Source organism: Actinacidiphila sp. bgisy167 (assembly GCF_057707665.1).
Window position 1 is genome coordinate 64,311 of record NZ_JBYIQP010000029.1, and the last position, 11,558, is coordinate 75,868.

13 protein-coding genes are annotated in these 11,558 nt (G+C 74.4%); 7 read left to right on the forward strand and 6 right to left on the reverse strand.

Going from position 1 to position 11,558, the window contains the following annotated elements:
- Positions 1-12: 12 nt before the first annotated feature.
- On the reverse strand, positions 13-1,431 hold the full coding sequence (locus AC3ET4_RS14355) for a DUF6421 family protein (protein WP_431949130.1): 1,419 nt from the start codon (positions 1,429-1,431) through the stop codon (positions 13-15).
- 227 nt (positions 1,432-1,658) lie between these two features.
- Between AC3ET4_RS14355 and AC3ET4_RS14360 the strand changes: the two genes are divergently transcribed.
- Positions 1,659-2,354: a glycerophosphodiester phosphodiesterase gene (locus AC3ET4_RS14360; protein WP_431949131.1), complete on the forward strand. Its 696-nt coding sequence runs from the start codon at positions 1,659-1,661 to the stop codon at positions 2,352-2,354.
- Between the two features lie 34 nt (positions 2,355-2,388).
- On the opposite strand, the gene AC3ET4_RS14365 is transcribed toward AC3ET4_RS14360, so the two are convergent.
- From AC3ET4_RS14365 to AC3ET4_RS14375, 3 genes are all read right to left on the reverse strand, one after another.
- The gene (locus AC3ET4_RS14365; protein WP_431949132.1) at positions 2,389-2,934 is read right to left on the reverse strand and encodes a GNAT family N-acetyltransferase; all 546 of its coding nucleotides are present in this window, start codon (positions 2,932-2,934) and stop codon (positions 2,389-2,391) included.
- A 40-nt stretch (positions 2,935-2,974) separates the two neighbouring features.
- Positions 2,975-3,256, reverse strand: a complete 282-nt coding sequence (locus AC3ET4_RS14370; protein WP_431949133.1) for a hypothetical protein — start codon at positions 3,254-3,256, stop codon at positions 2,975-2,977.
- A 78-nt stretch (positions 3,257-3,334) separates the two neighbouring features.
- Positions 3,335-3,808: a hypothetical protein gene (locus tag AC3ET4_RS14375; RefSeq protein ID WP_431949134.1), complete on the reverse strand. Its 474-nt coding sequence runs from the start codon at positions 3,806-3,808 to the stop codon at positions 3,335-3,337.
- A 74-nt stretch (positions 3,809-3,882) separates the two neighbouring features.
- On the opposite strand from AC3ET4_RS14375, the gene AC3ET4_RS14380 reads away from it, so the two are divergent.
- Positions 3,883-4,272 (forward strand): VOC family protein, encoded by a 390-nt coding sequence (locus AC3ET4_RS14380; RefSeq protein ID WP_431949135.1) that lies wholly within the window; start codon positions 3,883-3,885, stop codon positions 4,270-4,272.
- Between the two features lie 165 nt (positions 4,273-4,437).
- Here AC3ET4_RS14380 and AC3ET4_RS14385 read toward each other — a convergent pair whose 3' ends face one another.
- A complete protein-coding gene (locus tag AC3ET4_RS14385) occupies positions 4,438-5,895 on the reverse strand; it encodes an aminotransferase-like domain-containing protein (protein WP_431949136.1) in 1,458 nt (485 codons plus the stop codon).
- Between AC3ET4_RS14385 and AC3ET4_RS14390 the strand changes: the two genes are divergently transcribed.
- From AC3ET4_RS14390 to AC3ET4_RS14405, 4 genes are all read left to right on the forward strand, one after another.
- On the forward strand, positions 5,894-6,799 hold the full coding sequence (locus tag AC3ET4_RS14390) for a DMT family transporter (RefSeq protein ID WP_431949137.1): 906 nt from the start codon (positions 5,894-5,896) through the stop codon (positions 6,797-6,799). The two genes, AC3ET4_RS14385 and AC3ET4_RS14390, sit on opposite strands and share 2 nt — an antisense overlap.
- A gap of 101 nt (positions 6,800-6,900) precedes the next feature.
- Positions 6,901-7,497: a DUF5134 domain-containing protein gene (locus AC3ET4_RS14395; protein ID WP_431949138.1), complete on the forward strand. Its 597-nt coding sequence runs from the start codon at positions 6,901-6,903 to the stop codon at positions 7,495-7,497.
- Positions 7,498-7,594: 97 nt separating this feature from the next.
- Complete coding sequence (locus AC3ET4_RS14400) at positions 7,595-8,533, forward strand: M56 family metallopeptidase (RefSeq protein ID WP_431949139.1); 939 nt, start codon at positions 7,595-7,597, stop codon at positions 8,531-8,533.
- 10 nt (positions 8,534-8,543) lie between these two features.
- Positions 8,544-9,257 carry a phosphatase PAP2 family protein gene (locus AC3ET4_RS14405; RefSeq protein WP_431949140.1) on the forward strand — a complete coding sequence of 238 codons (714 nt, stop codon included), beginning with the start codon at positions 8,544-8,546 and terminating at the stop codon, positions 9,255-9,257.
- A 32-nt stretch (positions 9,258-9,289) separates the two neighbouring features.
- On the opposite strand, the gene AC3ET4_RS14410 is transcribed toward AC3ET4_RS14405, so the two are convergent.
- Entirely contained in the window at positions 9,290-10,858 is a 1,569-nt protein-coding gene (locus AC3ET4_RS14410; RefSeq protein WP_431949141.1) for an isocitrate lyase/phosphoenolpyruvate mutase family protein, read from the reverse strand.
- A gap of 65 nt (positions 10,859-10,923) precedes the next feature.
- Here AC3ET4_RS14410 and AC3ET4_RS14415 point away from each other — a divergent pair.
- On the forward strand, positions 10,924-11,558 hold a 635-nt coding region (locus AC3ET4_RS14415; protein WP_431949142.1), incomplete at its 3' end, for an ArsR/SmtB family transcription factor.

An 11,558-nucleotide genomic window follows, 5' to 3' on the forward strand; every position in this document is an offset into this window, starting at 1 on the left:
CGCCTGGATCGGTCACGCGGCCACCTGGTCGGTGCCGTGGGCCGTGATGCCCTTGGTCGAGGCGATCACACCACGGAGCTTCTTGGCCAGCGCCTCGTAGAACATGCTGAGCGGGAACTCGTCCGGCAGCACCTCGTCCACGAGCTTCCGCGGCGGCAGGTCGAGGTCGAGGGCCTGCGGTCCCTTGGCCCAGACGGAACCGGGGTGCGGCGAGAGGTACTCCGCGACGAGACCGTAGGCCGCGAACCAGTGCACGAGCTTGGGGCGATCGATGCCGTCCCGGTACAGCTTCTCGATCTCGGCGCAGAGCTGGTTGGTCACCCGCGGGGCGCGCTGCCAGTCGATGTGGAGCTTGTTGTCCGTCCAGCGTACGGCGTCGTGCTTGTGCAGGTAGGCGAAGAGCAGCTGGCCGCCGAGTCCGTCGTAGTTGCGGACGCGGTCGCCGGTGACCGGGAAGCGGAAGAGGCGGTCGAAGAGGATCGCGTACTGGACGTAGCGGCCCATGCCGTGGCCCTCGGCCTCCAGTTGCACGGCCTCCTTGAAGCTTGTGAGGTCGCAGCGCAGCTCCTCCAGGCCGTACATCCAGAACGGCTGCCGCTGCTTGATCATGAACGGGTCGAAGGGCAGGTCGCCGTGACTGTGCGTGCGGTCGTGGATCATGTCCCACAGCACGAAGGTCTGCTGGCTGAGGTCCTGGTCGCCGAGGAGCTCGCTGGCGTCCTCGGGGAGCTCCACGCCCAGGGTGTCCACGGCGGCGCGGCTCACCGCGCGGAAGCGGGCGGCCTCGCGGTCGCAGAAGATGCCTCCCCAGGTGAAGCGTTCCGGCGCCTCGCGGACGGCGACGGTCTCGGGGAAGAGCACCGCCGAGTTCGTGTCGTACCCGGGGGTGAAGTCCTCGAAGGTGATCGGCACGAAGAGGGGGTTGTCGTAGCGGGTGCGCTCGAGCTCGGCCAGCCACTCCGGCCAGACGACACGCAGCGCGACGGCCTCCAGATTGCGGTCCGGGTTGCCGTTCTGCGTGTACATCGGGAACACCACGAGGTGCTCCAGGCCGTCCTGGCGGTCGGCCGCCGGGTGGAAGGCCAGCAGCGAGTCGAGGAAGTCGGGCACCGCGAAGCCGCCCTCGGCCCAGCGGCGCAGATCCGCGACCAAGGCCTCGTGGTAGGCCTTGTCGTGCGGGACGAGCGGGGAGAGGTCCTCGACGGCGCGGACCACCCGGTCCAGGGCGCTCTCGACGGCGGCGCGCTCGGGGGCGCCCTGGGCGGAGAAGTCGATCGAGCCGTCCTTGCTCTGCCAGGGGCGGATCTCCTCCACCGCCTGCTTGAGGACCGCCCACGCCGGGTCCTGGACGATGCCGCCGCGGGATCCGCCGGTCGCGCTGCCGACCGCCGTGTCCACCGAGGCCGCTACCGGCGACAGAATTTCCGCCATGACCCCTCCTTCGCTGAAGAACCTTTTGTCGGCCCACCGTATATACGCCAGCTTCTCTCGTTCAAGTGGGAGCGGAGGAGAATCTTCCGCGAACGGGCCCCGCGGCCGGGAATCCTCCTGCGGAGGGCCGCGCCGTTCATCGCGCGTTCCGCCGTGCGCCGCAAGGGGCCGCTAGGCTGCGCGGTGTCCGTCGACCACCCGCAGCACCAGCACGGAAGCGTTCTGCCTTGAGCTTTCTCACTGTCGGCCATCGCGGTGTCATGGGCGTCGAGCCCGAGAACACCCTCCGCTCCTTCGTGCGCGCCGAGCGCGAGGACATGGACCAGATCGAGCTCGACCTGCACCTCAGCAAGGACGGCGCTTTGATCGTCATGCACGACGAGGAGGTCGACCGCACCACGGACGGCTCCGGACGGGTCGGCGACCTCACCCTGGACGAGCTGCGCGGGCTGGACGCGGGCCACGGCGAGCGCATCCCGGTGTTCGAGGAGGTGCTGGACGCGGTCACGAAGCCGATCCAGGCCGAGATCAAGGACGTCGCGGCGGCCCGCGTCCTGGCCGGGCTGATGCGCGAGCGCGACCTGGTCGAGCGCGTCGACGTGCTGTCCTTCCACGACGAGGCCCTGGCCGAGATCCGCGAACTGCTGCCCGACGCCCGCACGGTGCTGGTCGCCCAGGGCCCGATGGGCTCGGAGATCGTCACCCGGGCCCAGGCGGTCGGGGCGGGGCTGGTAAGCCTCAGCCTGCGGCGGATCAGCCTGGCGCTGGTGCAGGAGTGCCACCGCGCGGGCATCTCGGTGATCGCCTGGACGGTGAACTCCCCGGCCGATCTGGCGCTGGCCCGGGCCCTCGGGCTGGACGGCGCCGTCACCGACCTGCCGGCGGTCAAGCGCGCGGTCGAGAGCGGCCTCGTCGACTGGTGACCCTGCCCGGGCGGGCGGGCCGCCGCGGGCCGGGTCAGCCGAGCTTCTTGACCAGCAGCTCGAAGGCGAGGTCGTCGCGGGTGGGCAGCCCGAACCGCGCGTCGCCGTAGGGGAACGGGCTGGTGCGGCCGGTCCGCACGTAGCCGCGGCGCACGTACCAGGCGATCAGGTCCGCGCGCTGGGTGATCACCATCATGTGCATCTCGTCCGCCACCCACTCCTCGCGGGCCAGCCGCTCCGCCTCGGCGAGCACCAGCTTGCCCATGCCGCCGCCCTGGAGGGCCGGACGCACGGCGAACATCCCGAAGTAGGCGTGCCCGTCGCGGTTCTCCAGCTGGCAGCAGGCCACGACGGCGCCGTCCGACTCGACCGCGAGGATCAGGCTCCGCTCGCCCTCGATGACGGCCGCCACGCCCTCGGGATCGGTGCGCTGGCCTTCGAGCAGGTCCGCCTCCGTCGTCCACCCGGTGCGGCTCGACTCGCCGCGGTACGCCGACTCGATCAGCGCGACGAGCGCGGGAACGTCCTCGCGGGTGGCGGTACGGAAGACGGGGCGGGCGACGGGCTGTGCGGTCTCCATGGCGGGGGCGTCCTCTCTTCGGCGGTGGTTCGTCCCGAGGTTAGCCGTTCGTGCCGGGAGGCGGCACAAAGCGCCTGGCCTCCACGTGCCGCACGAACTCCTCGGGCGGCGCGCACCCCCGCCGGCGCACCCACCGCTCCCAGGCCAGGTCCCACGTCCAGAAGCCGTCGGTGGCCCGCCCGGGGCGGACATACGCGTAAGGTCCCTCGGCCAGCGGATCCGGGGCGGGGCCGGCGGCGGCGACGAGTACCCGGCCTGCCGCAAGGCAGTCGGCGAGCGGTTCGCGCGACTCCTCGGGCAGGCTGCCCGGGACAAGGGGCACCTCGCGGCCCCTGCCGCGGCCGACACGGGCGGGAGCGGCGGCGAGGACCGGTCGGCCGTGGGCGGCCGGGTTGGCGGGTCAGCTGCGGCCTGGGGAGGTGGCGAAGCGCTTCTCGCCCGAGGGCGGCTTTCCGGCCTCCAGCGTGACGGCGAACCCGCCGACCCGCAGGCGGGCGGCCAGCAGCGCCGTCTCGGGTTCCGTCCCCCGCTCGCCCTCCGCGGCGAGCGCCCGCAGCCGTCCGCGGACCTCGGCGAGCGGCACACCGAACACCTCGCGCACCGTCTTGAAGGCACGCGCGGCCGCGCTGCCGGGCAGCGGCTCGGCGCGCAGCACCACCTCGCCGTGGGCGGCGATCAGGGCGGCGCTGACGTGACCGGGGACCTCGCCGCGTCCGCACCCCACCTCGCCGGCTCCGCATACTTCGCAGCCGCTCTCCACGCTCCAGTGCAGGACGCCGTCGATGACGCGCACACCGGCGTGGTAGCCGGCCTCGGCGCCGCAGCGCGTGCAGGTCGTGAACAGCGGGGCGATCGCGCCGGGGCCGTGGTCCATGTCGGGCAGCCTCGCGCAGCCGGGGTCCTCGTGTCAGCCGGTTTTCCCGGCGGCGCGTGGGTAGCTTCGGGCCCGTGACGAACGTACTGAGCAGCCGGATCCTGCTACGGCCGACGGATCTCGAGCGGTCCCGCGCCTTCTACCGCGACGACCTGGGGCTGGCGGTCTACCGCGAGTTCGGGCCGTGGGAGGAGCGCGGCACCGTGTTCTTCCTGGGCGGGGGCTTCCTGGAGGTCTCGGGGCACGCCGACGGCCCGCCCGCCCCGGGGCGGCTCCAGCTGTGGCTTCAGGTCGAGGACGTGGCGGAGTGCCACCGGCGGTTCGCGGGGCGCGGGGTCCCCGTCGTGCGGGAGCCCGTGCGCGAGCCCTGGGGGCTGATCGAGATGTGGATCGAGGATCCCGACGGACACCGGATCGTCATCGTGGAGGTACCCGCGGACCACCCGCTCCGCTACCGCGCCTGATCTCCGCGCTCTGCGCCCGGTTCCGTCCCCGGCGGAGGCCGGAGGTCGGGGGCGGCCGTGTCACTCAGGACGACTGGCGGGTACGGGGTTCCCCCCGCCCGGCCACGGCCCTCTCACCGCGCGTCACGAGACACCGCGACGCCGCGGGACGACCGCCGCCGGTCATCAGCCCACCCCGTCCACCCCGGTCTCGGCGCAGGCCGCCGCGAACCGGCGGACGCCCTCGGCGATCTCCTCGGTCCCGCTGGTGTCCGCGAAGCTGAGGCGCACATAGGGGGCCGGCGCCTCCGCGGCGAAGTAGGGGCGGCCGGGGGCGACGGCGACACCCGCCCGCAGCGAGGCAGCGGCCAGGGCGGACTCGTCCGTGCCGTCCGGGAGCCGGAGCCACAGCTGATAGCCCCCGGTGGGGGCGCGCAGGGCGGACGCGAGCCCCGGCACGTCGCGGTGGAGGGAGGTCAGCATCGCGTCACGGCGGCCGGCCAGGCCCGCGCGGACGGCCCGCAGATGGCGTGGCCAGGCGGGGGCGCCGACGAGTTCGAGGGTGGCCTCCTGGAGCGGGCGCGGCACGAAGAAGCTGTCGACGATCTGGATGGCGCGCAGCCGCTCCATGACCGGGCCCCGGGCGACGAGCGCGCCGACGCGCAGACTGGGCGAGGTGGGTTTGGTCAGCGAGGTGACGTGGACGACCGTGCCGTAGGGGTCGTCCACGACCAGTGGTGCCGGTGGCTCGGCGCCGTGGCCGAGTCGCCGGGCGAAGTCGTCCTCGACGAGGAAGGCGCCGGAAGCGTGGGTGATCTCGGTGATGCGGCGGCGGCGGTCGGCGGCGAGGACGGCGCCCGTGGGGTTCTGGAAGAGCGGCTGACAGAAGAAGACCCGGGCGCCGGTGGCGGCGAAGGCGTCGGCGAGCAGGTCGGGGCGCACGCCGTCGTCGTCCATGGGGACGGGGACGGGACGCAGCCCGGCGGCGCGGGCGACGGCCATGGCGCCGGGGTACGTCGGCGACTCGACGAGCACCGGCGAACCGGGCGGGGCGAGCGCGCGCAGGGCGGTGGTGAGCGCGGCCTGGCCCCCCGCGGTGATCAGCACGTTGGCGGGGCCGAGGGCGCCGCCCGGGCCGCCCGTCTCGCGGGCGAACCAGGCCCGCAGCGCCGTCAGCCCCTCCGGCGGAGGCATGTCCCACGCGCCGGGGCGGTGGGCGGCCCGGGCGAGCGCGGCGCCGAGTGCGCGCCCGGGCTGGAGCGAGTCGTGCAGATAGCCGCCGTTGAACGCGATGACCCCGGGCGGGGGGACAGCGAGGCTGGCGATCACTCCGGAGGCGTCGACGACCCTGGGCGCGGGTTCGCCGTACTGCTCCTCGGCGGTGAGCGCGACCTGCTGCCAGGAGGTGTCCACGGCGCGGGAGTCGCCGGGTGTGCGACGGGCACGGTAGGAGCCGGCGCCGGGACGGGTGACGACCAGGCCCTCGGCGGCGAGCGCCGCCAGGGCCCGGGTGACCGTGACGGGGCTGACGCCGAAGCGCTCGACGAGGTCACGGCTCGACGGCAGCTTCTCACCGGGCGAGTAGCGGTGAAGCTCGTGCCGCAGAGATTCCGCGAGATTCTCGGAGCTGCTACCGTCATTCATGACAGCAAATAATAGCGCTACCGTCGTTCAGCCGATAGCGGCCGGCAGCCGTGGGGCAGGCACCGCGCTCGCCGGGCTCGGCGTCGCCGCCTTCTCCCTGACGTTTCCCGCGACGCATTGGGCGCTCACGGGCTTCGGCCCCTGGACCGCCACCACTGTCCGGGCCGTACTGGCGGCGGTGGTGGCGGCCCTGTGCCTCGCACTGGCGCGGGCGCCGCGGCCCGATCGCCGTCACTGGGCCGGGCTCGCGGTCGTGGCGCTCGGCGTCGTCCTAGGATTCCCCCTGCTGACCACCCTGGCGCTGCGCACCACCGACACCTCGCACGCCGCGGTCGTCGTGGGCGCGCTGCCGCTGGTCACCGCCGTGTCCGCCGCCGTGCGCGTCGGGACGCGCCCGTCCAGGACGTTCTGGTCGGCGGCCGTCGCGGGCGGGGCGATCGTGGTGGGCTTCGCCGTGTGGCAGGGAGGCGGCGGCGTGACCACGGGCGACCTCTTCCTCTTCGCGTCGCTGCTGGTCTGCGCGGCGGGATACGTCGAGGGCGGACGGCTGGCCTCGGTCATGCCGAGCTGGCAAGTCATCGGCTGGGCGCTGGTCGGCGCGCTGCCCCTGACGGTGCCCGCCGCGGGGGTGGCGCTCGCGCTGGAGCCCGCGCACCTCGGCGGCAGCGCGGTGGCCGGCCTGCTCTGGGTCTCGGTCGTGTCCCAGTTCCTCGGGCTGATGGTCTGGTACCGGGGCATGGCCGCCATCGGCGTCGCGCGGGCCAGCCAGCTGCAGCTCGCCCAGCCGCTGCTGACGCTGGTCTGGGCGGCCGCGCTGCTCGGCGAGGATCTGGGCGCGCTGACCGCGCCCGCCGCGCTGGCGGTCCTGGTCTGCGTTGCCGTCACCCAGCGGGGTCGCGGCTGAACCGGGCGCCGCCCGCCGCGCTCCCCCGGTACGCCCGTGCGCTGGAGTGTGCGCCGCCGGGTACGGGCATCCTCCGGGCAGGAGCCGAAGGAGGGCCGCTCATGCACGGACCGCCGCTGGTGGCCTGGCTGCTCGTGGTGCTCGGCGCCGCCACGGGTGCGTACTGCCTGTTCCGCACCCGGCGCGGCTGCCCCGGCACCGGGCCCGACGTGCGGCGGGTGGCGCGCGCTGAGGCGCTGATGGGGCTGGGCATGGCCGTGATGGCGGTGCCGGTGTCGGTTCTCGCCCCGCCGCTGTGGGTCTCGGCGGCTTTCGGCCTGGTCTTCGGCGTGGCCGCGGTGCGCGCGCTTCTGCTGGCCCGGCACGGCGCGCACCACCTGCACCACGCGGTGGGCGCGGGGGCGATGGTCTACATGGCGGTGGCCATGGCCGAGGCGGGTGCCGCGGGCGCCGCCGGCGCGGCGCATGCCGGCCACACGCCGGCCGGGTCGCCCGCGGCGACCGGGCTGCTGCTGGTGTACTTCGCGGTCTACGTCCTCGCGGCGGGCGTGCGCCTGGTCTCGGTCCCCGCCACCGTGGCGGCGGCCGGCACGGCGGCCGCCGGGGGCGGCGTGCCGGTGGGGCACGCGCCCGAACTGGCCTCGGCGTGCCGCGTGTCCATGGCGATAGGGATGTTCGCCATGCTGCTCACCTTGTGATCGCGGTGAGCTCCTCGCCGGGTGATCGCAGTGAGGCGCGTCACTTTCCGGCCGAGTACCGTACCCGTGCGCGACGACGCCCTCATAGTCTGGCGGCATGACCGTCCCGCTCGTGCTGCTCCTGCTCGGTGCGGCGGCGGCCGCCACGGCACCGCGCCTGCTCATCCGAGCCGTCTGGCCCGAGCGGGAACCGGTACTGGCCCTGTGGGTGTGGCAGTGCGTGGTCGGCGCGGTCCTGCTGTGCCTGTTCCTGGCCATGGCCCTCAGCGCCTCCGCCACGTGGACGTCGCTGCGCGAGGGGCTGTTCGCCTTCGCCCCCCATGGCGTCGTCGAGGCGTACGAACTGCACGGATACGGGCCCTGGGCGCCTTACCTGGCAATTGCGCTGGCCTGTGGCGGCGCCTGGACGGCCGCCATGCTCGCCCGTGAGATCCGCGGGGCCCGCGCCCGGCAGCGGGCCCGCCGCGCGGAACTGCGCGCCCGCTCGCCGCGGCTGCCAGGAGAGGCCGCCACCCCGGAAGAGCGGCTGGTCGTCCTGGAGAGCGAGCGCCCGGACGTCTGGTGGCTGACCGGCCCCCGGCCGCAACTGGTCGTCACCACGGCGGCACTGCGCCGCCTGAAGGGGCGCCGGCTCGACTCCGTCCTCGCCCACGAACAGGGCCACGCGCGGGCCAGGCACGACGTCCTGCTGCACTGTGCGGGCGCGCTGGCCGCGGGCTTCCCGCAGGTGCGGGTCTTCGCCGGGTTCCGCGACCAGGTGCACCGGCTCGTCGAACTGGCCGCCGACGATATCGCCTCGCGTCGCTTCGGGCGGCTCACCACAGCTCTGGCCCTGGTCGAACTCAACGAGCACCGCGGCGTGTTCGGCCCCTGCCCGACGCCGGACGCGCAGGTGCCCGTCCGCGTCAGCCGGCTGCTGGACCCGGCGCCGCGCCTCACCCGGCTCGGGCGCGCCCATCTCTCCGCGTGCGCGCTGCTGATCCCGGTCGTGCCACTGCTCGTGGCATTCGGCCCGGGGATCGGGGCTCTCACGTAGCCTCGGCTCCATGGACGCTCCTCCCGCGCCGGCCGACGTCCGGGACGACACCGACCGGACCCTGCGCCAGACGTGCCTGAGCCAGTGCGCGGCGGCCTCCGCCGCCTTCCTGCTGCTGCTCGGGCTCGTCGCGGCGCACTGGGGGCCACTGCTCGCCGCCGACCGCGGCATCGCGGTGGAGCTGCACTCCGTCGCGGTGCGGCACCCGGGCTGGACCCGGCTCAACCGAGTCCTGACCGACTGGGTGTGGGATCCGGTGACGATGCGTCTGGTGCTGCTCGCGGCCGTCGTGTGGCTGGTGGTACGGCGCGAGAACCGGCAGGCCCTGTGGCTGGTGCTGGCCGGCGCCGTCGGCTGGGTGCTGCAGGCGGCCGCCAAGGTCCTCGTCGGCCGGCAACGCCCGCGCTGGCCCGACCCCGTCGACTCGGCCTCCTTGCCGGCCTTCCCCTCGGGCCACGCAACGACGGCCGCGCTCGTCTGCGGCGCGCTGCTGTGGCTGCTGCTGCTCCGCCGGCCGGCCCGCTCCCTCTGGTGCGTGGCGGCCTGTGCCGTCGCCTTTGTGTCGGTCGCCGGTGTCGGCTTCACCCGCGTCTATCTCGGCGTGCACTGGCCCTCGGACGTCGTGGGGGGCTGGTTGCTGGCGGCGGCCGTGCTCGCCGCCACGGCCGCGCTCTGCGAGCCGTGGCGCACGGGCGCGGCGGAACCGGACCGGCCGTCCTCCTGAGGCGTCGACGGATTCTGGCGATGCGCCCGGCATCACCCTGCAGATGCGTCACGCGATGGCCGCGGCGCCCCCGCAGACGCCCCCAGCGCCTGCACCTGCGCATAGGAGAGGGGCGCGGGTTCCACCTGACGGCCGTCGCGGACAGCGCTCGCGGTGGCCGCGGCCGCCGCCAGGGCCGTGCGGTAGAGAAGAGAGCCGAGGCTGATCCTCCGGACGCCCAGCGCGGCCAGTTCAGTGACGGTGGGTCCGTTCGGCGTGTAGAGGATGTTCAACGGGACGGTAAGGGTCGCCACCAGGGAGGCGATCCCGTCCGGGGCGGACAGTCCTGGCACGAAAGCCCCGTCCGCGCCGGCCTGTTCGTACTCCGCGAGCCGGGTCCCGGTCTCCTCCAGCCGGCACCCGAGCCAGTGGGTGTCGGTGCGAGCGTTCACGAACAAAGGGGGCACGGCGACCTTGACCGCAGCGATCTTCGCGGCGTGCGCTCCCACCGGAGCGAGGGTGCCGTCCGCGCGCCCGTCCTCGAGGTTGATCCCCGCGGCGCCCGCCTCATGCAGCCTCGCGGCCAGCTCGGCCACTGCCTGCGGGTCGTCGCTGAAGCCCCCTTCGATGTCCACGGTGAACAGAAAGGAGCCACCTTTGAGTCGGCGGGCCAGCGCCAAAGTCTCCTCCGCCGTCGCCGCCGCCCCGTCCGGCAGGCCCGCGGCCGCGGCGACGCCGAGGCTCGTGGTGCCGATCGCCGGGAAACCCTGCGCCGCCAGAACAGCCGCTGAGGCACAGTCCCAGGCGTTGGGCAGCAGCAGCGGCGCCTCCTGGTCGTGCAATGCGGCGAAGGCGGTACGCGGGCGGCGGAGCAGGCCGTCGGCCAGGGCGAGGGCGTGCGGCCGGCCGGGGCAGGCCCTCGGCGGTGCGCCGAAGGCGAGGGGCACCGGGTGCACCCGGTTGGCCGCCGAGAGGTCGAGGAGCACCCTGTCCCCCTCGGCGATCTCGCGGCCGCCGACACGGGTGGCACAGGCAGCGACCCGGCGCATGGCCGGTACCGGCGGGGCCTGCCGGAGCACCCGGGCCACCGGTACGTCGCTGCCGGCCGCGGCCGCCGCCTCCACCAGCGCGGCCGTCGCGGCGCAGGCCTGCACCAGTAGTCCGATACGGGCCGCGGCGGCCTCCAGGGCGCCTTCGTCCGCCGACGCCGGCACCAAGGACGCGACCAACCGGGCCACCGCTTCGTCCGCGGCCGCGTCTGCACCTCCGAAATAGGCTCCCGCGACGACGGTCACCGCCTCCGCGACCGCCCCGGGCTCCGGCATGCCCAGTGCCTCGGCAAGGGTGCGCACCACCCGTGTCCGGACCTCTCCCTCAGGCCGGGCCGCGACCGCCCGCCGCAGTTCGGCGGGGTCCAGCCGCGCCAGTTCGGCCTCCACCAGGGCCCGCCGTCGCCGGTGCGACGCACCGGAGCTGAACCGGGCCACGGTGGCGCGCAACCACGCGACGTCGATCCCGGCCGGACCCCCTTCCGCAGCCGGCAGTTCCGGGACGAGCGCCGGGTGGGCTGCCGCCGCAGCAATGTCGTCATAATGGTCGAAGCGATGCGTCGTAGGCGTCACGTCCCCGAACCTAGAGCCGGAACAGTTCGGCACCCTCCGAACCGTCCTTGCGTCACCATGGCCTCATGTCCTCACTCGCCGAGACCGCCGGCCTGTTCGCCGACCGCACCAGGGCCGTCTTCTGCCAGGCTCTTCTCGACGGCCGCGCCTGGACGGCGGGCGAGCTCGCCCGGCACGCCGGGGTGCGGCCCTCCACCGCAAGCGAGCACCTGTCGCGGCTCATCGCGGGTGGGGTCCTGACCGAGGAACGCCAGGGCCGGCACCGCTACGTCCGGCTGTCCGGCCCGGAGGCGGCGGCTCTGGTCGAAGCCCTCTCCTCGTACGCCCCGGACGCCCCTCGGGCACGGAGCCTGCGCGAGTCGGTGCGGCTCAGCGCCGAGGCACGTGCCCGCACCTGCTATGACCACTTGGCGGGGCGACTGGGCGTGGCCTTGGCCGACGCCATGGTCGTCCGGGGCCTGGTCGCCACCGGCTCCGGGCTCGCTGTCACCCTGGAAGGGCGGGCTTGGCTGGCCGGCGCGCTGGGCTACCGGCAGCCTCCGGGATCCCGGCGGCCCCTCGTACGGGCTTGCCTGGACTGGACGGAGCGCCGGCACCATCTCGCCGGATCGCTGGGCGCGGCCCTGTGCGCCACCGCACTGGACGAGCAGTGGGTGCGGCGAGTCGGCTCCGGGCGCGCTGTGAAGGTGACGGAGCTAGG